Origin of the sequence: uncultured Sanguibacteroides sp. (genome assembly GCF_900543425.1) — a bacterium.
Classification (GTDB): domain Bacteria; phylum Bacteroidota; class Bacteroidia; order Bacteroidales; family Marinifilaceae; genus Gabonibacter.
The window spans coordinates 214,910-239,183 of sequence record NZ_UQRQ01000001.1 but is presented as its reverse complement, the minus strand read 5'-3'; the positions used below and the strand labels follow the sequence as shown (position 1 = coordinate 239,183).

Sequence of the window (24,274 nt, the reverse complement as noted above, 5' to 3'; positions counted from 1 at the left end):
TTTTTTATTACGAAGCAGCTCTATGAAATATATTATAAGTTTGATTATTTTATTGGGAGTTCTTTTGCTAAGGCCATGGAATATCAGCCGTACACAGGCTGATATCGTGGAAACGATAGAAGAACAGTTTGTAGGAGATACTCTTATACCCATTCACGACATCATTCATAATTATTATTCCGATTTATCCGAAACAAAACGTTTAGATGCGACCATCGAACGATTTATGAATCAATGGGAAATAAAAGGAGCATCCTTGGCAATTATGAAAGACGGGAAATTAATCTACAGCAAAGGATACGGGTATGCCGACGAAGAAACTCAAACAAAGGTTGATGTGAATCATATCTTCAGAATCGCTTCTGTCTCCAAATTAATTACGGCAACCGGTATTATGAAGCTGGTAGAAAATGAAAAATTATCATTGGAAGATAAAGTTTTCGGAGAAAACGGAATATTGAACGATACCATTTATCAGGAAATTAGGGACAAGCGAATAAAAGAGATAACGGTAGAACAGTTACTGCGACACAAGGGGGGCTTCTCTTTAAGATATGGAGACCCGATGTTTTATCCGGTAGAGATTGCCCAAAAAATGGGCGTTCCCCCTCCTGCCGATTTAAATACGATCATCAGGTTTGTATTATCAAAACGCTTGGGATTCCGTCCGGGCACCAGTACTTGTTACTCGAATGTAGGATACGGAATTCTTTCCAAAGTAATTGAAAAAATAAGCGGACAGCCCTATGAAAAATACATTCAAGACAGCATTCTGATTCCCGCCGGTTGCTTTGATATGCATCTGGGATATAACCTTTGTGAAAAACGTTACCCGAATGAAGTAAAATATTACGAACCTTCTAATGCCGAATTGGTACGGGCGTGTGACGGACGAGATACCTTGGTGCTTCGATCTAACGGAGGAAATAATATCGAAGAGCTTTATGGTGCCGGTGGATGGGTAGCTTCTCCTACCGAATTACTGCGTTTCCTGTCGGCAATAGACGGAAACGACAGCTATCCCGATATTTTAAAACCGGAAAGTGTAAAGACGATGACAGCTAATATTTACAATGCACTACCGATCGGTTGGATGAATACTAATTCCAGAGGGGATTGGTGGCGATCAGGGACCTTGGCCGGGACAAGTGCTATGATGAAACATCAAAAAGACGGTTTCAGTTGGGTTTTCATCACAAATACAAGCAGTTGGACCGGAAGTAAATTTCCGAACAAAATAGAGCGGATGATGCATCAGGCTCTGAACCGGGTAAAATCCTGGCCCGAAAGGGATCTTTTTGATCCTGAATATTGTAAAACGATAGAAAACTCACAAGAATTATTAGCAAACCAACCTGAGCATGAGCATCTGTCCCCCAAAAATTCTCTTGGCCCCCAACGCCTTCAAAGGGAGCCTATCAGCTTTTGACGCATGTCGTATCCTTTCAACATCCCTAAAGAAAAACGGAATTGAAACGATATCGCTTCCCATGGGAGACGGAGGGGACGGAACTGCTGCCGTATTGGCCTATTATTATAAAGCCCGGCCTATCGAGATCATGACCTGCGATGCTTTGGGACGAACCCGGAAAGCTATTTATTACGCGAATGGAGATACCGCAATCATCGAGTTAGCCGAAAGTAGCGGAATAAAGCATTTGAAAAGAGAAGAATACGATATTTTAAATACCAATACGGCGGGATTTGGAATAATGATCCGCCATGCGATAGAGTGCGGCTTTCAAAAATTAATTCTTTGCATAGGAGGAAGCGCCAGCGTGGACGGAGGAATAGGTGCTTTACGGGAAATAGGTTTATCCATAAAAAAAAGATCAAACACATACAGGAATGATATTATTGATATAGAAGACATTAACATCGATTATATACAAGATCGATTTAAAGACATAGAGTGTACAGTCCTATGCGATGTGGATAACCTGGCGACCGGAGAACAGGGAGCAGCTTTTGTGTTCGGTCCCCAAAAGGGGGCATCTCCGGAACAGGTTATTTTATTGGATCGTAAACTTCAGGATTTGACCTGCTTATTAGAATTCAAGACTCAAAAGCCATTACATTCCTTAAAACACGGAGGGGCTGCCGGAGGGGTAGCCTTATCTTTTTATTCTTTATTGAACGCAAGATTAGTATCCGGTTCAACTTTTTGCATAAACCTTTCCCGGTTTCGTAACTATCTCTCTTCGGTGCAGGCAGTAATTACAGGAGAGGGTAAAATAGACGTACAATCTCTATACGGGAAGATTCCCGGATCCATTTCCGATATATGTCGAAAGAACCATAAGCTGGTATACGCAATTGGCGGAATGACTGATAATCAACTTCTCTCCTCTTTCGATCAAATTTTCACATTAATATCTCATGCCTCTTCCGTGGAGGATTCTATCAGAAATGCAAAGGAGTATTTAAAGGTTATTGCTCAGGATATCTCGGATGTATTTTATGCTTCCATTTATCCCATTTGATCTCGACAAAATAAATTATCACTTTTCCTTTGACATTTGCTTACAATTTATAAATTTTGCAGCTTCAAAACAGACAATCATAAATAATTATCTAATAACAAAAATTATAATTTATGTCTTATAAAATTCTTGCGATTAATCCTGGGTCAACTTCCACGAAAATTGCTATTTACGAGGATGAGAACGAAAAATTTGTGAAGAACATTAAGCATTCATCCGAAGAGATCGCCCGCTTTGAGACGGTTGCTTCTCAATTCCAATTCAGAAAAGAGATCATTTTAACCGAATTAAAAAATGCCGGGTTCGATATCAACGAGATCCATGCAATCGTGGGCAGAGGTGGATTGGTTAAACCCATAGAATCAGGAGTTTATGAGGTAAATGATGCCTTAATTGCCGATTTGAACAACCCTCCTCTCGGAGAGCATGCATCTAATCTGGGTGGATTGATTGCTCACGATATAGCCCGCTCTTTAAACAATGGAGCCAAAGCCTATATTGCAGATCCGGTCGTAGTGGATGAAATGGAAGAAGTAGCTCGCCTTACCGGCCACCCGGCTTTCCGGAGAGTCTCTATTTTCCACGCGTTAAACCAAAAAGCAATCGCAAGAACCTATGCCAAAGAGATTGGAAAAAAATACGAAGATATCAATCTGATTATTGCTCATTTGGGAGGAGGCGTATCCGTCGGAGCACATAGACGGGGACGAGTAATTGACGTAAACAACGCTTTAGACGGAGACGGACCGTTTTCTCCGGAACGTTCCGGTACCTTGCCTACCGGACAATTGATAAAAATGTGCTTCAGCGGAGAAAAGACTCAAGCCGAGATAAAAAAGATGATCAAAGGTGAAGGCGGATTAGTAGCTTATTTAGGAACTAACGATGCTTATGAAGTAGAGCTGAAAGCGAAAGAAGACCCGCAATGGAAACTGGTTCAGGATGCCATGTCTTATCAGGTGGGTAAAGCTATTGGAGAGATGGCTGCCGTTTTGAAAGGTGACGTGGATGGCATTCTGTTAACTGGAGGAATCGCACATAACCCCTTCCTGGTTGCTTATGTAAAAGAGATGGTCGGATTCATCGCCCCGTTAAAGGTATACCCCGGAGAAGACGAAATGCGTGCTTTGGCCATGAATGGCCTGATGGTTATCCGCGGAGAACTTACCGGAAAAATCTACCAATAAGAGTCGGTCTTTAAAAGGGGAAAAGGCTCTAAATGTCAGTATAAAAAAATGAGAAGCGCAGTAAAGCGCTTCTCATTTTTTATCGATTCATTTATTTATTTATTTTCAGTCGTATCGACAGGCTTCTGAATACCTTCAGTCGTTGCACGTTCTTCCATACGCTTTATGCGTGAATCCAAATCGGGATGAGTAGAAAATAACTGGTTCAGTTTACTGTTTCTTTTCGCTCCAGCCTCTTCCTGCATTTGTTTCAATCTATGAAACGAAAGAGCCATCGCCCATGGATTTTTCCCGGCCTTCTTCAAAAATTCATAACCGTAATCATCCGCATCGCGTTCCTGTTTTTGCGAGTAATTGGCTTGCACCAAAGCTTCACCGAGATCACCTAACTGCGAATCGGTCAATGCGGCAACTTTTCCGCCTTGAGACGACACTCCGTCTTTTAAAGCGGAAGTCAACAATGCCGTACGAAAAGCTTTCTTAGAGTCCTTATGGGCCACATGTCCCACCTCGTGTCCAATCACACCCAACAACTCCTCGTCACTCATAATATCCATTAACGAAGAAAAGATGCGTACGCTACCATCCGCACAAGCAAAAGCGTTAACGTCAATCACATAATACACTTTAAAATTCAAAGGAATACCCTCCACCTCCTTCAATCCTTCCGTCAGTTTCTTCAGTCGAATAGTATAAGGATCATCATCGGCACATACCTGATTATGCTTATCCATCCAATCGATATACTCCTTTACATATGCGGCCATTTGTTCGTCAGTCAGCGTAACCGCCTGCACCGCTTTCGATGCCCCGCTCACTGCTTTTTTAAGTTTTAACTGCGCCATTACAGGCATCACGAATGTTGTACACATGAGTACAACCGCACATTTCACAAAGAATCTTATCATCATATTTTAGCATAAAAAATTACGCGGCAAATAAAATAAAAAAAATCCATACCAGATAACAGTTAAGCGACTTTTTTAGACTTTCTGCAAGTCATAAAATTCCTCGGAAATCTTTGGTTCCGAGGAATCTTTTGTAAGAGGCTTTCTCTCTGTTTTGATCAGACAACTCCCCGTATACGATCCTCAAAGGCCGTAAGAGCAGCCTTAGCCCCTTCTCCCATGGCAATAATAATTTGTTTGAAAGGAACGGAAGATACATCTCCCGCGGCATAGATTCCGGGAACATTCGTCCGGCAATAACTATCTATAACGATTTCACCACCACGATTCGTATCTAAATATTCACGAAACGGAAGGGTGTTGGCAGCTAAACCGATCTGTACGAAAATACCGTCCAACTCAACGATACGTTCTTCCCCCGTTTGACGATTTTTCACGCGAATTCCAACCACTTTCTCTCCATTTCCGATTACCTCTGTCGTTTGTGAACCGGTAAAGATATCGATATTGGACATACTTTTAGCCTTCTCCTGCAATACCTTATCGGCTTTCAATTCATCAAGAAATTCAAATACGGTCACTTTCGAACAAATTCCGGCTAAATCTATTGCGGCTTCGATACCGGAATTTCCACCTCCGACAACAGCCACCTGTTTCCCTTTATAAAAAGGACCGTCACAATGCGGGCAAAACGCCACACCACGCCCTATATACTCTTCTTCCCCGGGTATATTCAATTTACGCCAACTTGCTCCCGTGGCAATGATAACAGCATTTGTCATAAACTTCTCCCCGCCGGATACCGTTAATTGCTTTTTGTTTTCATGTATCTCTATTTTTTCTATTTTTCTATGCTCAAACAGATCGATAGGATAACAATTCATATGAGTTCTCAAATTATCGGCTAATTGACTTCCCGTGGTTTCGGGAATGGATATCAGGTTTTCTATCCCTACTGTCTCTTTCACCTGTCCTCCTATTCTTTCAGCGACGACGGCAACACTTAATCCTTTACGAGCCGAATAAATAGCAGCAGAACTTCCGGCAGGTCCTCCTCCAACAACGACAACATCATACTCTTTGACAGGTACCTGACTGCTTTCAATCCTCCCATAGCGGGCTTCCAATTTATCCAATAACGTCCCGAAATCACCTCTTCCGACATGTAACAGTTGCCCGTCAGCAAAAACAGCAGGAACACCTTGAATCTTTAACGCATCTACCTCTTCTTGATATATAGCTCCATCCACCATTTCATGCCTAATCGCATCGTTTAACGTGGTCATGGCATTTAATGCCTGTACGATATCCGGACAATTGGTACAGGTCAAAGAGACATAAGTCGTCAAATGTATAGGACCTTTTAAAGCTTTTACTCGATCGCATATTCCCTTATCCGGAAAATTTTTCCCTTTCCCGTCCAAATTCAATATAGCCAGCAACAAAGAAGAAAATTCGTGTCCGTTAGGAACTGCCCTGAATTTCATACCGGTTTCTTTGCCGTTTTTCAATATAATAAAGGATAAGCCTTCGCCCTCTTCTATTCGACAGGAAATTTTTTCGGAACAGGAAGATACATCTTCCAAGAGTTCTAACAATTCTGTGCGACTTTCATGTTCCGGCGAAACGGAAATATCAAAAAGGTAATCTGCTTCCAACGAGCGGAATATCGTGTATAGTTGTTCTTTTAATGCAGAATCTAACATCTTATTTTATTTGGTTTTAAATATTTCTGATCAAGAAATAGGGCCGAAATAAAGTTTTCCGACCCCGTTTCTCAATAAAATTGTTTTAAATCTTACCGACTAAATCGATACTCGGCTTCAGCGTTGCTTCTCCTTTTTTCCATTTGGCAGGACAAACTTCATCCCCGTGTGCTGCAACAAACTGAAGAGCCTGAAGGCGACGGAACAATTCGTCTGCATTACGTCCTACATTACCGGCCAATACTTCGTAAGAAACGATTTTTCCCTCCGGATTTACAATAAAAGTACCTCTCTCTGCCACTCCGTCGCTCTCTATCATAACATCAAAACCGCGGGCAAGCGTTCCTGTCGGATCCGCCAGCATAGGATATTGTATTTTCTGAATGGTCTTAGAGGTGTCATGCCATGCCTTATGTACAAAATGAGTATCACAGGATACAGAATAAATTTCACAACCCGCCTGCTTAAAATCTTCATATTTATTCGCCAAATCCTCTAATTCAGTAGGACACACGAATGTAAAATCGGCCGGATAGAAGAAAAACACGGACCATTTACCCAGCACATCTGCTTTGCCGATCGTTTTAAACTCCTTGTTTACATAGGCCTGAGCCTTAAAATCTACAATCTCTTTTCCAATTAGTGACATAACTTTCATTTTTTAATTTATACTGTTTATCTATCTTTCTTATTATTTCGATACAAAAATATTCGGAATATTTTTATAAATCAAACAGATATTATTTATATTTGTATTTATAAAATCTATATATTATGACAATACAACAAATGGAATACATTGTGGCGGTCAATAAATACCGCCATTTTGTGACTGCTTCGGAAAAATGTGGAGTAACCCAACCGACTTTAAGTATGATGATTCAAAAATTAGAAGAGGAGTTGGAGATTAAAATATTCGACAGAACCAAACACCCCATAGAACCGACCAATATGGGGTTACGGATCATCAGGCAGGCCGAAGCTTCTCTTTTCGAAATCCGAAAAATCAAAGAGATGGTCATTGCCGAGACCGAATCCCTTTCCGGAAATTTGCAAATCGGTATTATTCCTACAGTCGCTCCTTATCTCGTCCCTGAATTCATTACCTTTTTTCAACTTGAATATCCGACAGTAGACCTTTCTATCTCGGAAATGAGAACCAATAACCTTATTCAACATCTTCACGACGGATTAGTGGATATCATTATCGCCTCCACTCCGTTGAATCAGCCCGATTTTTATGAAATACCACTCTACTATGAGCAGTTCGTGGCTTACTTCGCCTCGGATAATCAACAAAAAGATCACGTTCTAACAGCAGAAAATTTACCGGGGGAAAATCTTTGGGTTCTGCAGGAAGGTCACTGTATCCGGAATCAAATTTTTAATCTATGCTCTCAAACAGCCAGTTATAACCATGTTTACGAGGCAGGAAGTATCGATACGTTAATCCGGATCGTAGATAAAAACGGCGGATATACTCTGATCCCGGAGCTACACTTACCGTTTTTAACGGAGGAACAGAAGATAAACGTCAGATCCATCACTTCTCCTCCTGCCGTCAGGGAAATCTCAATTATCATACGTAAGGATTACGTTAAAGAAAGAATGATAAATGCTGTTGCGGACACGGTAAAAAAAATCATTCCTTCGTCCATGCTTGATGAACGGTTAAAAAAATTTTCTATAAAATTATAATCCCCAAAGCTATCGGTTATTCAGGAACGTTAAACAATTCTTTACCAATAGGTCTATTCCTATGGGAATAGCTTTTTCATCGGGAGTCAACCGGGGATTATGCAAGGGAGGCATTGATTCGGTATCTTCCGGGCAAACACCCAGTACCCATAACACGCCCGGTATTTTTTCCAAATAGATGGCAAAATCCTCTCCCAATGTCAGAGGATCCATCTCTATTACATTTTCAGGGCCGACAATTCCGGAAGCATTATTCCGGACCAGACGGGTAAGTTGTTCGTCATTCACAAGCACGGGCAATCCGTTCCAGGTGTTATCCATATTAAAAGAACACCCGTAAAGCCCGCAGATCGCGTTTGATTTTTCTTCTATTAGTTCAAATACTCGATGACGCAAAACATTATCATGCGTACGAACAGTCCCCAGAACATCAACCCGATCCGGTATGACATTATTACAAGTACCCCCGTGAACCGAAGTAATCGAAAGAACTGCCGGAATAAACGGATTGCGGAATTTAGTCATCAGAGTTTGGTAAAACTGTATCAGATGAGCGACGGCCAGTATCGGATCCGACCCCATTTGTGGCATGGCAGCATGTGTTCCTTTGCCTTCCACGGAGAAAATAATATTATCCGAAGAAGCAAAAAAAGCTCCGGCACGTATACCGATACTACCGGTTTTCAATCCCGGAAAAATATGTTGAGCGAAAATGGCCTGAGGCACAGGTTCCTTCAGTACTTCCGGTAAAAGCAGACGAGCTCCTCCCGGCCGTTTCTCTTCACTCGGCTGAAAAAGTATTTTAACGGTCCCCTCCAACTCCTTTTCCCTCGATTTCAAAAAAAGAGTCGCCCCTAAAACCATAGCCATATGCATATCATGTCCGCAAGCATGCATCATTCCTTCATTTTCGGAACAATATGCCAATCCGGTTTCTTCTTTTACCTTCAAAGCATCCATATCCGCCCGCAGGGCAACACAACGTTTCCCTCCGCCCACATAGGCAATAATACCCGTGCCGATCTTTTGATAAGCAATATGATGATCTTCCAGTATTTTTACAATATACTCCTGGGTATTGAATTCTTGCATGGCAAATTCCGGATGCCGATGGAAATAACGCCTGTAGGCTATGGCTAACGAATAGATATCTTCTGTTTTCATAATTACTCTTTAATTCGAATCAAAGCGTTTGAAACAATGGCAGTTAACCCTCCGGCTGTGATTCCGGAAGAAAAAATGTTCTTTATCGCATCCGGGAAATGCATTAAAATTTCAGGAAGCAGCTCCACACTCAGCCCGAAAGAAAAACTGAGAGCCATCACCAAGGTCGCTTTACGATCTATATTTTGAGAAGCAATAATTCGTATACCGGCTGCGGCCACCGTTCCAAACATCAATAAAGTAGCTCCTCCTAAAACCGGTTCCGGCATTAAGGAAAACACCAACCCCACAGCCGGAAAAAGTCCCAGAAGCATTAAAAAGGCGGAAATATAATATCCGACATACCGACTGGCAACTCCCGTTAATTGTATCATTCCGTTATTCTGGGCAAATATTGAATTCGGAAAAGAATTGAATACGCTCGCTATAAAAGAATTAAACCCATCGGCCATAATTCCTCCCGCGGCCCGCTTTATAAACTTGTCTCCCTCCACGGGTTCTCCGGATATCATGGAATTAGCCGTGATATCTCCGTAAGCCTCGATGGCGGTAATGGTATAAATTAATCCTATGGCAATAAAAGAAGACCATTCGAAAGACAATCCGTATTTAAAAGGAATAGGGATATTGATTCCACCGTAATTCTGAACAGAAGAAAAATCGATCATCCCCATAAAATAAGCAACGATGTATCCGGCTCCTAATCCGATAACGATAGAACTCATCCGAAGGTATTTATTCCCGCTCCGGTTAAAGAAAATAATCAGTACCAAAACCAAAGCTGCCAATTCCAAATATTCAAAACTGCCGAATGTCCCGTTGGCCTTGGCTAAAGCTCCTCCCCCGCAGGCAGTAATACCCACTTTGATCAAGCTCATGCCAATCAATGTAACAACAATTCCGGAGACCAGAGGAGTAATCACCTTTCTGGCATACTTCAATAGTCGGCTAATCAACATCTCGATACAAGAACCAGCCATGCAGACACCGAAGATCAAAGGTAATCCCCCTGTTAATCCGGTAGAGATAATCGGACCGATAAAAGAAAAACTTGTTCCTTGTACACACAGCAAACCCGTTCCGATACTTCCTATTCGTTTACATTGAATAAATGTAGAGATTCCGGAAGCAAAAAGAGCCATAGAAACTAAAAATCCGGTAGTCTCCACGTCCAATTCCAACGCTCCGGCTATAATAAGCGGCGGAGTTACAATGGCAACAAAAATAGCCAGTAAATGCTGTAATGCCGCAAAAAAGGCCTCCTTAAAAGGCGGCCGATCTTCAATTCCATAGATCAAGGCCGAACGCTCCTGTTTGTTCTCCATGGTCATATCTCCTCTAATGATCGTGTTTACTCTCGTATTTTAATCTGACAATTATCCAGGCTATCGATGATCGCCAGAGATTCGACCGGAATATTTCTACTTCTTAACAAATCTCCCCCGTGCTGAAATGCCTTCTCTATGATAAACCCCATTCCGACTAACTCCGCTCCCGCTTGCTTTATCAAATCAATGATACCATTGGCGGCATTACCATTGGCCAAAAAATCGTCAATGAAAAGAATCCGGTCTCCCTTTCCCAAAAAATCTTTACTGATACATACGTTGTATTCCCTGTCTTTTGTAAAAGAACGTATCGTCGTCGAAATCATGTTTTCCATCGTTTTGGGCTGCTTTTTTTTGGCGAAGACGACCGGTAACTCCAGTAAATACCCTACCATGATTGCCGGAGCTATTCCACTAGCCTCGATCGTCATTACCTTGTTGAAATTCTGGTTGGCAAACCGACGAACAAATTCAACCCCGATAGACTTCATCAAAATGGGATCCATTTGATGATTTATAAAACTATCCACTTTTAAGATTCCTCCCTCAAAACATCGACCATCTTGCAGAATCCTTCTTTTTAATAACTCCATACGTCTTATATTTATCTATTTTACGCACTCCACAAAAGTATAAAAATCTCTTGTTATACAATTCATCCTTTCCAAATTGTATAATTGTTAAATAAAAAAGCAGTCTTGCGGACTGCTTTTTTATTTAACATCAAACAATGTTCATTTCCGTGTTTCTATCCATTTTCTGGCATTTACAAATGCTTCAATCCAGGGACTCACTTCATCCTCTTTTCGGTCTTCCGGATAATACGCCCAGTTCCAGGGAGCCATAGAGCGTTCCAGGTGAGGCATCATAGCCAAGTGACGACCGTCCTTGCTGCAAATAGCAGCCGTTGCCGCGGGAGAACCGTTCGGATTAGCCGGATAACGATCGTAACTGTACCTAACGGGGATATGATACTCTTCCTGTTTATAAGGTAAATAGAACTTCCCTTCTCCGTGAGCAATCCAGATTCCCAAACGAGATCCGGCTAATGTTTTCAACATAACCGAGTTATTCTCCACGATATCCACGTTAATGAAAGCAGATTCGAGCTTGTGAGAATCGTTATGCAACATTTTAGCTTTCTCTCCATGCTCCGGATAAACCAAATCCAACTCCACCATTAATTGGCATCCATTACAAACACCCAAACTTAAAGTATCTTCCCGTTTATAGAAATTCTCCAGAGCGATGCGAGCTTTTTCGTTGTATTTGAATGCACCGGCCCATCCTTTTGCCGAACCTAAAACATCTGAATTGGAAAATCCTCCCACAAAAACAATCATATTCACGTCTTCCAGGTTTTCCCGACCGGAAATCAAATCCGTCATATGGACATCCTTAACATCGAATCCTGCCAAATACAGCACCCAAGCCATTTCCCGGTCGCATTGACACCCTTTTTCGCGGATAATAGCAGCTTTTATACCCGACGGAGTCGAACGATTCAAATCTAACCCCCATGCAGCTAATTTTCCGGTAAAAGAAGACGGAAATTTATATTTCAATTCATTCTGCTTGTAATTTTTGTACCTCTCTAAAGCCAACCCGGCTCCACTTTGACGACGATCCAACAAATAAGAGGTTTTAAACCACAAATCTCTTAAAGAACGGATATCCAGATTCCATTGCGCGTCATCCTTTTTGATCACCAAACGACCGGCCTGAGACAGACCTCCGAGGAAATTATAGGCAATACCTGCCCCATCCAGAATACGAGCCACCTGTTTGCAATCCTTTACCTGTATAAGCACTCCTGGATTTTCAGCAAATAAAATCTTCACGATATCTTTTTCGGCCAAGTAAGAGAAATCGATTTTCAATCCCAAACGATTGTCGGCAAAACACATCTCCAGTAAGGCCGTAATCATACCCCCGGCCGAAATATCGTGACCTGCCAATACATACCCCTCTTCCACTAATTGTTGTAGAACGGTAAACGCATTGGCAAAATATTCCGCATCTTTTACATCCGGAGCATCCTTTCCGATCTTATCCAATACCTGAGCAAAACTGGAACCACCCAACTTCAACTTGTCGAATGAAAAATCAATATATATGATTTCCGTTTCCGAGTCGGCTTTCAAAACAGGAGAAACTATTTTTCTTATATCCTTAACCTCTCCTACCGTAGAAATAATGACTGTTCCAGGGGCATAGACTTTTCTGTCTCCATATTTCTGTGTCATGGAAAGAGAATCTTTTCCCGTAGGAATGTTTACACCCAATTGAATGGCAAATTCACTTGCGGCCTCTACTGCCCTGTATAAACGAGCATCCTCGCCCGGATTTTTACAGGGCCACATCCAGTTAGCAGATAAAGAAATTCCCCGTAACCCTTGCTCTACGGGAGCCCAAACCAAATTAGTCAACGCTTCTGCTATTGCCAGACGCGACCCTTTTGTCGGATCAATCATAGCGGCAACCGGAGCATGACCTATAGAGGTGGCGATCCCTTTCTTCCCCTTATAATCCAAAGCGATAGCCCCCAGATCATTCAAGGGTAATTGCAGAGGTCCGGCACATTGCTGAAAAGCAATACGACCACTTACAGAACGGTCTACCTTGTTGGTCAACCAATCTTTACAAGCTACTGCCTCTATCTGTAATACCTGTTCGATATACTCTTCAACTTTATTTATATCATACTCGACATCCGTGAAATGTTCTTTCACGTTCTTATCTTCCATAATTGTTTTCGGCGGATTACCGAACATATCTTTCATCTCCAGATCTATGGGTTTTTCCCCTGTTTTTGCATCGACAAAAGTAAAACGATGATCTCCCGTGGCCTCTCCGATCACATACATCGGGGCTCTTTCCCGATCTGCGACACGTTGTAAGGTAGCCACGTCTTTTTCTTTCATCACCAGTCCCATGCGTTCTTGTGACTCGTTTCCAACGATCTCTTTGTCGGAAAGGGTCGGATCCCCCACGGGTAATTTTTCAAGATGAATTAATCCCCCTGTTTCTTCTACCAACTCCGACAAGCAATTCAAATGACCGCCGGCACCATGGTCATGAATGGAAACGATCGGATTTTCATCACATTCGGCCATGGCCCGAATCGCGTTACATACCCGTTTTTGCATCTCAGGATTGGAACGTTGTACGGCATTCAACTCAATAGCACCGGCATATACACCCGTATCCACGGAGGAAACGGCTCCTCCTCCCATACCGATCCTGTAATTGTCTCCTCCTAATAATACAACCTGATCTCCTGCCTCCGGAGTATGTTTCATGGCCTGCTTACGGTTTCCGAAACCGATACCGCCCGCTTGCATGATGACTTTATCGTAACCGTACGTCCTGTCGTTCTCTTCGTGTTCAAACGTCAATAAAGATCCCACGATCAACGGCTGACCGAATTTATTTCCAAAATCGGATGCTCCATTGGAAGCCTTTATTAGAATATCTTCCGGAGTCTGATACAACCACTTCCGGGGATCGATGTGCTCCTCCCACGGACGATCGGCTTCCAAGCGCGGATAAGATGTCATATACACGGCCGTACCCGCAACGGGAAGAGATGCCTGACCTCCGGCAATCCGATCCCGGATCTCGCCTCCCGTACCCGTGGCTGCACCGTTAAAAGGCTCCACCGTAGTCGGAAAATTATGAGTCTCTGCTTTCAAGGATATGACCGTATCGATCTCTTTCGTTTCAAAAAAATCCGGTTTATCCTGAGTACGAGGCGCAAATTGGACCACTTTCGGTCCCTCTAAAAAAGCACAATTGTCTTTATAAGCAGACACGATCCGATTCGGATTTGTCTTTGAAGTCTTTTTTATCATCGAAAAAAGAGATTCTTCTTTGGCTTCTCCGTCTATAATAAACGTTCCGTTAAAAATTTTATGACGGCAATGTTCCGAGTTTACCTGAGAAAAACCGAATACTTCCGAGTCTGTCAATTTTCGTCTTAATTTCTTACTTAAGTTTTCCAAATAAGCAACTTCCTCCTCGTTTAAAGCAAGTCCCTCTTGCCGGTTATAGGCTCGGATGTCTTCGATATACACGATAGGATCCGGTTTCTTATCGATCGTAAAAACAGATTGATCCAGTCCTTCGTAAAATGCCTGAAGCATAGGATCGTATGCTGCCTTTTCATCACAACCGGTAAATTCTTCAATCCTAAGGATCCCTGAAATTCCCATATTTTGAGTGATCTCTACAGCATTAGTACTCCAAGGAGTTACCATTTCCCGACGAGGTCCCACGAAATACCCCCTCATCGTCTCTTCATGAACTTTTTTCGCCCCGCTAAACAACCACTCTAATTTACTAACATCCAAAGGATTTTCCGAATTTTGATAGTGAACGGCATATACCGTTTCATCTTTTTGGTAGAAAACTATTGCCATGCGTTATATCTGTTTATTTTGAATTCCACGTTTCACCCGCGAATATAATAAAAAACGAGGGATCTTTCTCTAAAAACAGGATTTGAACATAAAATAAAACAGAATTAACGGAATGACAAAAATACCGATAAATACATCCTACAATAATCGGATGATATCTCGATTCCCACTCCAAAAACTTCATAGAAGACACTCCGTACCGACAAGTATTTTATAACCTCCACCAGAGAGTGTTTCCTTGTCTGTATTTCACAAAACCGCAACGTTCTAATATTTTCTGCGAAGCAGTCCCCTCCAATTCCGTTTCTGCAATCACTCTTGTAACTCCGTCTTGTCGTAATGCCCAATGACACATTGCCATAACGGCTTCCGTCATATAACCGTTATGTTCATACTTTTTCCCTAATCCATAACCTATTTCAACTTCTCCGTCGCTATTGGGTAGACCTTTGAAATCAGCGGAACCGACGACAATTCTATCGCTTTTTCGGATCAAAAACCAGAAGCTATGCCAATAATAATGCTTAGAATCCTTTACGGTTTTTTCAAGTTGACCTTTCACGATGTCAAGAAAAAGACCCTCTATCGGTTCTGCCTTGTAGAAACAAACAAGTTTCTTTTCTAATTCAGAAATATTTTCAACCCACAATCGCAGGTATTCGTGACGTAAAGGTATCAACTCTAATCGCTCCGTCTCTATCATGACTCAACCTTTACGCAACAATTCGTTTTTATTCCTTCTATCATCTGAACTTACATCTTATACCCGATCGTGTTTCGTTCCCTGACCATACTGGCAAGGAATTCGGGAGTGAATTGTTCCACGTCCTGTTTTGTAATCGAATACATTTTACTTTTGTTCTCTTTAACACCGGTTTTAGCTACCCGCTGAGTCCGATTTCGCATCATCATCTCCGCTACCAATTTAATCAGGCGAGCGCTGGCGTGATTCTTTTTCTTGTTGTCAACCAAATGAGATATGAAAGATATTATTTGCCGTTGAGCCGTACGGGTCATTCTGGATTTTTCGGTAGCCAAGTCCCGCTTCAAAATTTCCAACAACTCCTCTTTCGTGTAATCTTCAAACACCAAAACATTAATCATATCGGAAACTTTTTCAACATCATCGTTCAACATGACTCGCGGAGGATTTTGTTTTGCATATATAATCGTGTAAGCTCCGGGTTTTTCCGCCAACTGATTTACCAATATGGCACGTACCCTCTCTTTCAGTCCCGGAATATCATTCAGACGGCTGGAATCTTCATCGAAGAAGAAAAGCCCACCTTTCGACTGAAGCAATGCGTTGCCAATGTTCTGCATAGCCTCCTCCTCCGTCTGTCCGATCAACTTTTCTACCCGAAAACGCTTGACCTCCCCTTTGTCGATAATTCCCATAGCCTTATAAAGACGGGCAATGATTCGAGCTACCGTTCCCTTGCCCATGCCGGAATTACCCGTAAAGCACCATTGTAAAGAGAGACGGGTATTTAATTTTATCCCTTGTTGGTTGTAGTGTCGAGCCAAATCCACAAAATCGTGAATTTGCTTTTTTAATTTGACCTGACCGACCATATGATCCAAATCTTTCAAGGCTGCCGCAATCTCTTTTTCATCAAACCGGTCCTTACATGAATTGGGCAATTGAGAAGTTATATCGGGAATATCTACAGCCATCAGAGTAGTAACCTCCTTCCGGGTTAACTCACGTTCTTTCCGGATCTTCATCGTTCGTGCGGAAAGATTCCGAATGGCCTGATCGACCATTTTTTCCACGAAAAGAGCATTTCCAAAATGTTTATCGTGTTCATTACATACCTTAGAAACCAAAAGCTTAAAAGCCTCTTTGGCTTTAGGATGTAAAGTATAATTTTTTTCTTTCACTTTCTGAACGGCAATATCCAATAACTCTTCAGGCGTGTAATCTTCAAAATAGAAAGAGTATGGGAAAAGCAATTTCAATTTAGGATTAGCGGCCAGGATCTTTTCCATCTCTTCGGTATCTCCTCCCAATACTACAACAGTATCACCGCTTTCTGTTTCGGACAACTGATTTAAAATCATTCCCAAAGCCGTCATACCCGTGACCTCCTGAAAAAGAGTATGGGCATTCTCAAGATAAAGAATTCCACCTCGGGCCTGTTCATAAACATAGAATGCCATTTGTTGAGGAGATACACTTCCGTCTCCTATCAATTCTCCACGAGTTCTTACCGTCACCACAGAACTTTCCAACACTCCTGCGGTATTAAAAATCTCCCCTAACATTCGGGCGACCGTAATTTTTCCGGTACCGGGATTACCCATAAAAACCATATTCAACGGAGGAAGAATATCCGTAAACCCGTGTCGTTGTCTTTCCCGGATAAAATAGACATAATTTATATAGTTAATTATACTGCTTTTCAACTCATTAGACCCAATCATCTCATTCAACTTCTTCAATGATTCTTCGGGGCTCGGTTGCTCGCAGGCATCGATATCCTCTTCCCGGATCAACATCATCTCTTCTTTCGTGTAACTACCGGAATGATTAGCCATCAAACGCTTAGCCAATTTAGAAGCGGCCGAATCCAAGCGATCTTCTATAAAATGCCCGTTTTCAAATCCGTCATTTTTAAGTGTACAATAATCTTTTAAAAGCTTGGCAAATTTTTCTTCTGCTTTTGAAGTAAATTTATACTGACGTAAGGTTAGCATCCGACGCGTGATCTCCATAAGCTCTTCCGGAGAATAATCTTCAAAAATCAATTGAGTGGGGAAACAACGTTTCATTTCCGGAATACCCTCCGCTATAGCCAATAATTCATTCTTGCTGCCGGCCAATATAACCAATACACGAGGAGATTCATTGTCCAGAATGTTCAATAATATATTCCATATCCGAATAGCCGGATCGTTCGGGCTATTTGTCGGATACAGCTCATCCGCATCTTCTATCAATAATATACCGCCTTCGCTCTTGGACAAGGCCTCCCGAATCAATTCTTCTTCTACCGCCTGACCGGGACTCGTTAAATGCTCCCGACGATAGCGATGAAGTTTCCCATTACTTAATATGCCTTCTTTATAAAATATTTTTCCCACAAGTCGAGCTACTGTACTCTTTCCTGTTCCCGGATTTCCCATAAACAACATATTCATAGGAGGAAACACATCATCAAATCCATTTTCCTGTCTCATTTTTACAAACTCGACCAATTCGCTCACACGGGTAATCTCCTCTTTCACGTTCCTTAATCCCACCAACTGATACAGTTGCTCCAAAGCATCTTCTTTATCCGTTATTTTTTCGTCACGTTCCGGATGATTCGTTTCGACTCGCTCCTGGGATGCGATCTCTTCGTCAAAACGATACGGTACGTCTTCCGTTCCTATTTCCAAATCCAATACAAGCACGACTTGATCAAAACAAAGCAACTCCACCGTATAACTTCCTATTTCCCAAAAATGCTCCAGATTTCCTCCCAAATCCACGGCAAAGCAGAGCAATCGTTTCCCCTTTGAATCGGACACATAATACTTTCCTTTCACCACCCGGGTCGCTTTCGGCATTCCGTTATGATCCATAATGTTAACGAGAAATTCGTAAGTCCACTCTTTTTGCAATCGATTCTCCGCCACAAGATAAAAACGTACATCTTTCAGGTTATTCCCGTTCAACATACGAAAAGAGTGCGGACGCTCCGTGTTGGGATCTTCCTCACAACATTTATCAAATCCGGCATCGACAACTTTAAAATAATCCGCTACATCGGCACGAGCCTCCAACAAATGAATCTCATCCGATAACGCTGCCATACCATTGACTACCACCTGTATCCGGTATACTCCTTCCCGGAAAGTAAATCCATTCAAATCCGCTAAAGCAAACGCAATATGATGGCTAAAAACACTCATATCTTTAGGAATAACCACTACGTCCTCTTTCTTGGCCACTAAAACAGGATTATCCCCATCTACAAAGAATAAACCGACAATAACCGAAGCATTCCACGGAGTTTCGTCATACCGTTTGTTTATCCATTCCATATCGATATAAAATGTCTCTACTTCATTCAAACGATAGACCGTACGGTAACGCTTATGCCCGGCATAATCGATAACATTACGATTACTTATCCGGATACTCTTGAACTTAAATTCATCTTCTGGATTCGTTTCTTTACCTTTATTCTTTGCAGTATTCTTTTGGTCGGTCATATCACTTTATATTTTGGATTTTTACAACATAGGCTCACTGGATTTTTACCGGGTTAATCCATTACACCAACTTCTCCAAAAATAATTTTATTTTTTCCCAAAAGCAATTCTTTCCCGCATTTATTAATTTATTATTCTCATAACCTACTACATAACAAGACAAAACAAATTTTACTGATTTCATTACCCCGGTTTTATACAAAAAAAAGCGGTGATAGAACATCACCGCTTATCCCTCAGAGCGAAAAACGGGACTCGAACCCGCGACCCCAACCTTGGGAAGGTTGTGCTCTACCAACTGAGCTACTTTCGCATAATTATCAAACAACATGTTGGCTTCTTCAAACCTCCCCAAGGTTGCGTCTACACGCTTCGCTTTCAGGGGAAGGTTGTGCTCTACCAACTGAGCTACTTTCGTACTTATTTTAAGAACAGGACAAAGGTATATAATTAATTCCAACCCGCAAATTTTTATTTTAAATTTTTATACCAAAAAAGCCCTCCTACCAGGCTCTACCATGCTATTCGATCGGGATGAGATCGTCTTAGGATAGTCTGGGGTGTCCGGTAAGTACTTCAAAAAGTTATTCATTCGATAAAAAGAGTACTCTGCCATTCACGTCCGGAAAAAAGATCCATTGCGAAAAACAGAGTTCTATTTTATCTTCCCTCTCTACTATCATCCATCTCCCTGATCTCTTTTTTCAATCTATTTTTACCCATTTTATAGCATCGACAACAATCGCTAAGTCTTTTCTCCCCTTTTCGTCTTTATCCGAAAGAGTAACGGAAACCTCCCCTTCCGGAAAGTCGAACTCGCCAACAGAAACCCAATCGGGATATCTATCCGAATCTTTTCCCTCTACTTCAACATTTTCCTCTTTTCCTCCGCTTTTTATCGTATAGTAAAGAATGATATCGGATAAATATCCTTCATCAAACTTACCAAATCTTTCAAAAGGTACATACCCGGCCTTTGCCATAATTCTATATTTTCCCGCTTCTTTCAATCGGGTTTTCCAAGTAGCCGTACAATTCCCCGTACCAAAACTCTTGTAATAACAACTCCGCACAGAATCTCCATAGTAATTCTCACCAATACGACTCTTCCATAATCGTGCGGATTCTCCCTCTTTTCGGATATTCCAATCCTCTCTGTTTTTTACCCCGAACCATTTTTGCAGTATGGTCTGGTTTACCTTATCATCAAATGAAAAACCGGGATCCAAGTTATCCACTATCGTTTCCCGCGGGTCCGGATCAAAAACGGAAGGATCTATATTGGTCCAAACATGAGTCGCTTCCAATTTTTCCGACTTTTTCCGGCTTCCTTCTTCCCATTCTCTATACAAATTCGGACGATTGGAAGACATACCGGTAATCAATTCCCGGCTCAATTGCATTTTCGCATAATAGGCTATGTAAAACGATTTTGCCTCTCCGGGATTCAAGTAACAACTATAACGTTGAGTCATCCCATCCTTTGCCACATTTACCACGATAAAGCCACCCTCTTTTCCGCAATTCTTGACCTTCCCTTCCAATTCAACCCATCCCTCCGGTCCATAACCCCTATTATTCAGATACCGATAAGAGATTAAATCTTTTATTTTAAAATATTGATTATGACGAACGTTTAACCATTTCTCAAACACACTTTCGATATCTCCTCCCGTTCGATTCTTTAGTTCTTCACAAAAATCTTCAAAACGAATCATTCCCTGACGCGTGTGGTAAATATCATCTATCACATGAAAGAATGTATCCACGGAAACCTTCAACCCGATATGATCCATCAAATCGCGTAAACTCCACAACACCACGTTGTATCGTGTCGTCTGACTGATATTTTCATCCGATATGGCCTCGTTAAGACTGTGATTCCGGGTATAATCACGAGCTGTATTCATATCCCCGACTCCAAATCTGCCGTTTCCCTTCACAAAAAATTCTTTCTCCATATAAAACCTCTCTAACATTATATTGACAAACGGGTATTGTGCCGAGTAAATCGATAAACGACGGTCCGTCAGTAAAGGCTCTATATACAATGGATTGAATTTGGCTATCTCCGACCCATAGTCGTTCTGCCTTAGCAAGGGATGGCTATTCATTTTCTGAATCCAGTCCGCATTTAAACAGAGCCAAAGATTAATACACTGTTCCAAAGTAGGATTTTGTGCCTCCTGCATATAAACCCGTCCTTCCCCTATATCCACAGCAATAGGTTTTCCATCGCCAAAAGGTTGCTTAAAAATACTCGTTAACTCTATACCAAAACCCCGTTCCGGTAAAAAGACGAATCCCGGCTCGATTTGCCCGCCAAGAGTCCCACCTTCATTGGATTCTATCCGAAACGATAACGGGGTCTCTATAAAATTCAAATGAGTTGTCGTTCCGTCTCTCCAGCTTAAATCCGTAAAGTTCATCCCACACGGGAACAATGGATTCTTGTAAAAAAATAATTTCACATCTTTCGCTTTCATGGGGGCAAAATGTTCCAAAAAAGCCTTGGGCTCCACGATGGTATTTAAGGAAAGCCTTATCAAGCTATCCACATCCAATTGCCTCGTTTTAAATTTTCCGCCACAAACGGAGATACCCGGCAAATAGCCGGAAGAAGCAAAAAACAGCGTATCACCCCGATCAGAAGGTATTCCCTGGGAGAAGAGAGAGGCCTGACGGGGAGCCACCACCTTCAAGTGATAAAGAGTCATGTCTTTCCCCGTACTCATCGGGGAAAACGGGTGTACCGGGGCTAATGCCGTCGGATACCACCCGCACGCGGGAGTCAATAATAAGTAATCATCTTCCACGAAAGCACTATGTCGTCCCGTGGGAAAAAATCGATCGTTATTGAAAGGATTCTCGTAATCCTGATCTGATAACTGCAAATTCGTGAAACTCTCATCGATTTTACCCGTGTAACGCATACGTAAACGCAAGGAATCCCCCCCGTACAGCGGACGATCCAATATAATAATCTGCCCCTCTCGTTTGAAACGTACGGGGTTTCCCTCCTCTTCCATCTCTTCGACCCGTAATCCCGGGTTCAGGAAAAGAAGAGGTTGATTAATCTTCTCTTTTGTCAGGTTACACAACGTCAGGTCACTTTCCATGAAAAGCCGATTTCCCCGTTGTTCCATTCTTATCGAATGACGCTCCACATGGCATAGTTGTCCCTTCCAGTAACCACGGAAACTCTCACGATATCCCTCACGGGCACTCCGATCGGGCCAATAACTGGCTTCAAGCAAAATACCACACGCGATACCCAATAAAATAAAGATTCCTCCTCCATAGGTATAAAAAGCTACACGCCCCTTAGTACTCGGTAAACGTTTCATTCCTTTTATACTGCAAAATATAAATCCTATACCTAACAATAAAAAACTCAATCGATGCAATAGATAATATTCCAAACCCAAGTGTCCCGTCACGTCTGAAAATAAATTAGGCACTCCGGTAGCTAAAAAATCCAATGTACCATGCCATAAATAAGGTAACCACACGATCGATATGCCCAGCCAACCGAATAAGAGCAAGAGTGCCAAGTAACGAAAGCGCACAACCCGGACGAACCAAAGACTTAACCCCATCATAAAGATTAAGGAAGGAATATTCAACGTGAAAAAATAAAACAGGTAATACCACGGATTTAGCAGGGCCAGGCTATTTAAATTAACAAAAAAGATACAGGCCAACATAACGACCATATTCACAATGGAAAATAATATAATATTTCCCACGATTCGTCCCCACGTGTAGTCCGCATTATCCATGGGACGGGCGTATATCGGTTCAAGAGTTTCACCCATTCCCTCCCGCCGGGGAAAATCAGTCATAATGACAATCACGAACAACGATTGCACGACACTAAAAAGATAGGCGTTTACTAAGGGTACAGAGGAAGGAAGAGCTACCAACTTCCAACTCTCACAATACCCGTCTCCCTGCAAAAACAATTGCCATAAAGTAATACTCATCAAAGAAAAAACAACGAACAGCGAGAACATCCATCCCCGGCTTTGTTGTTTCGCCTCGTAAACGGCTATATGGAACACACGACGCATCTTCATAAATCATTTAGTTAAAATGGTAAATAATATCTGATCTGATTCCCTTCATTAATGTCGGCAGACCTAACGGAAATTTTGAATTTACCGTCCGGATAGCTAACTATCCTCATTATTTTTATACATATTTAATTTTCGTAAAACTAAATATTTAGTATGTAAAAAACAAAAAAATAGTTGCTATATTATTAATATAAAGATTTTTTCTATAGAAATAAAAAAAAACGTCGTCCGAATGAAGATCGAACTACGTTCTACAAGAGCGAAAAACGGGACTCGAACCCGCGACCCTAACCTTGGCAAGGTTATGCTCTACCAACTGAGCTATTTTCGCAAATATATCAAATACGCTTCTGGTATCTTCAAACCTCGCCAAGGTTGTGTCAATGACGCTTCGCTTCGGGCAAGGTTATGCTCTACCAACTGAGCTATTTTCGCAAATATATCAAATAACGCTTCTGAAATGGCATCTTTATGCCTTTTATTGTGCCTGCACAAAGTAAATTCTTTTTCAAAAAAGAACAAAAAATCGGCCGATTTTTTTCAAAATCGACCGATCACTCAAAATAAAACCACCTACTTTACCTGTATCGTCTTATTTAACTTAGCTCTCTCTTCATTTTTGGGCATCGTAATATCCAAAATACCGTCTTTATAAACTGCTTCCGCCTTACCGACATCGTATTTATCTTCCGGTAACTCTATCGTACGATGAAAAGAGACGGAAGTAAATTCTCTCCTCAAAAATTTTTGCTTACTATCTTGCTCCTCCTTCTCCTCTTTTTGTTCTCCGGATATAGTCAGAAAACCATCTTTATACTCTAACTTAATATCTTCTTTTTTCATTCCCGGAACTTGAAGTTCCAAGGTCAGGTTCTTATCGTCTTCTTTCACATTCAAGGCCGGAATACCTCTTTGTTCGTTAACTGTCTTGGGCCATGTATCAAAAAAATCATCCAAAAGATTAGAATAAAACGGCCTTAAATCACTATTTCTTTTCACTATACTCATAATTTATCCTCCTTCATTAAAAGTGATCGTTTCGTTTAATTGTACATCGTCTTATACGTAAGAAATTTCAGAGTGTTTCAAAAAGAATA

At 41.6% G+C, this 24,274-nt stretch carries 15 protein-coding genes and 2 tRNA genes; 4 read left to right on the top strand and 13 right to left on the bottom strand.

Annotated elements, in window-relative coordinates; genetic code table 11:
* Positions 1 to 22: 22 nt before the first annotated feature.
* From QZR76_RS00925 to buk, 3 genes are all read left to right on the top strand, one after another.
* The gene (locus QZR76_RS00925) at positions 23 to 1,429 is read left to right on the top strand and encodes a serine hydrolase domain-containing protein (protein WP_294139550.1); all 1,407 of its coding nucleotides are present in this window, start codon (positions 23 to 25) and stop codon (positions 1,427 to 1,429) included.
* Positions 1,362 to 2,483, top strand: a complete 1,122-nt coding sequence (locus tag QZR76_RS00920; RefSeq protein WP_294139549.1) for a glycerate kinase — start codon at positions 1,362 to 1,364, stop codon at positions 2,481 to 2,483. Before QZR76_RS00925 ends, QZR76_RS00920 begins: the two co-directional genes overlap by 68 nt.
* Positions 2,484 to 2,596: 113 nt before the next feature.
* Complete coding sequence (gene buk, locus QZR76_RS00915) at positions 2,597 to 3,670, top strand: butyrate kinase (protein ID WP_294139547.1); 1,074 nt, start codon at positions 2,597 to 2,599, stop codon at positions 3,668 to 3,670.
* 95 nt (positions 3,671 to 3,765) lie between these two features.
* Here buk and QZR76_RS00910 read toward each other — a convergent pair whose 3' ends face one another.
* From QZR76_RS00910 to ahpC, 3 genes are all read right to left on the bottom strand, one after another.
* Positions 3,766 to 4,578, bottom strand: coding sequence for a M48 family metallopeptidase (locus QZR76_RS00910; RefSeq protein WP_294139607.1), 813 nt, complete (start codon positions 4,576 to 4,578; stop codon positions 3,766 to 3,768).
* Between the two features lie 158 nt (positions 4,579 to 4,736).
* Positions 4,737 to 6,284 carry an alkyl hydroperoxide reductase subunit F gene (gene ahpF, locus QZR76_RS00905; RefSeq protein WP_294139545.1) on the bottom strand — a complete coding sequence of 516 codons (1,548 nt, stop codon included), beginning with the start codon at positions 6,282 to 6,284 and terminating at the stop codon, positions 4,737 to 4,739.
* 85 nt (positions 6,285 to 6,369) lie between these two features.
* The gene (gene ahpC / locus QZR76_RS00900; RefSeq protein WP_294139544.1) at positions 6,370 to 6,933 is read right to left on the bottom strand and encodes an alkyl hydroperoxide reductase subunit C; all 564 of its coding nucleotides are present in this window, start codon (positions 6,931 to 6,933) and stop codon (positions 6,370 to 6,372) included.
* 125 nt (positions 6,934 to 7,058) lie between these two features.
* Between ahpC and QZR76_RS00895 the strand changes: the two genes are divergently transcribed.
* Positions 7,059 to 7,982 carry a hydrogen peroxide-inducible genes activator gene (locus QZR76_RS00895; RefSeq protein WP_294139543.1) on the top strand — a complete coding sequence of 308 codons (924 nt, stop codon included), beginning with the start codon at positions 7,059 to 7,061 and terminating at the stop codon, positions 7,980 to 7,982.
* A gap of 9 nt (positions 7,983 to 7,991) precedes the next feature.
* Here QZR76_RS00895 and QZR76_RS00890 read toward each other — a convergent pair whose 3' ends face one another.
* The 10 genes from QZR76_RS00890 to QZR76_RS00845 all read right to left on the bottom strand — a co-directional run bounded on the left by QZR76_RS00890 (position 7,992) and on the right by QZR76_RS00845 (position 24,185).
* Positions 7,992 to 9,146 (bottom strand): M20 family metallopeptidase, encoded by a 1,155-nt coding sequence (locus tag QZR76_RS00890; protein ID WP_294139540.1) that lies wholly within the window; start codon positions 9,144 to 9,146, stop codon positions 7,992 to 7,994.
* A gap of 2 nt (positions 9,147 to 9,148) precedes the next feature.
* Positions 9,149 to 10,471 (bottom strand): nucleobase:cation symporter-2 family protein, encoded by a 1,323-nt coding sequence (locus QZR76_RS00885; protein WP_294139605.1) that lies wholly within the window; start codon positions 10,469 to 10,471, stop codon positions 9,149 to 9,151.
* 26 nt (positions 10,472 to 10,497) lie between these two features.
* Positions 10,498 to 11,067, bottom strand: coding sequence for a xanthine phosphoribosyltransferase (gene xpt / locus QZR76_RS00880; protein WP_294139537.1), 570 nt, complete (start codon positions 11,065 to 11,067; stop codon positions 10,498 to 10,500).
* 141 nt (positions 11,068 to 11,208) lie between these two features.
* Positions 11,209 to 14,895: a phosphoribosylformylglycinamidine synthase gene (purL, locus tag QZR76_RS00875; protein ID WP_294139535.1), complete on the bottom strand. Its 3,687-nt coding sequence runs from the start codon at positions 14,893 to 14,895 to the stop codon at positions 11,209 to 11,211.
* A gap of 211 nt (positions 14,896 to 15,106) precedes the next feature.
* The gene (locus QZR76_RS00870) at positions 15,107 to 15,598 is read right to left on the bottom strand and encodes a GNAT family N-acetyltransferase (RefSeq protein ID WP_294139533.1); all 492 of its coding nucleotides are present in this window, start codon (positions 15,596 to 15,598) and stop codon (positions 15,107 to 15,109) included.
* A gap of 50 nt (positions 15,599 to 15,648) precedes the next feature.
* A complete protein-coding gene (locus tag QZR76_RS00865; protein WP_294139531.1) occupies positions 15,649 to 19,098 on the bottom strand; it encodes an AAA family ATPase in 3,450 nt (1,149 codons plus the stop codon).
* A 240-nt stretch (positions 19,099 to 19,338) separates the two neighbouring features.
* Positions 19,339 to 19,411, bottom strand: a tRNA-Gly gene (locus tag QZR76_RS00860).
* 391 nt (positions 19,412 to 19,802) lie between these two features.
* Positions 19,803 to 23,177: a hypothetical protein gene (locus QZR76_RS00855; protein ID WP_294139529.1), complete on the bottom strand. Its 3,375-nt coding sequence runs from the start codon at positions 23,175 to 23,177 to the stop codon at positions 19,803 to 19,805.
* 258 nt (positions 23,178 to 23,435) lie between these two features.
* Positions 23,436 to 23,508 (bottom strand) — tRNA-Gly (locus tag QZR76_RS00850).
* 242 nt (positions 23,509 to 23,750) lie between these two features.
* Complete coding sequence (locus QZR76_RS00845; RefSeq protein ID WP_294139527.1) at positions 23,751 to 24,185, bottom strand: Hsp20/alpha crystallin family protein; 435 nt, start codon at positions 24,183 to 24,185, stop codon at positions 23,751 to 23,753.
* Between the last annotated feature and the right edge of the window lie 89 nt (positions 24,186 to 24,274).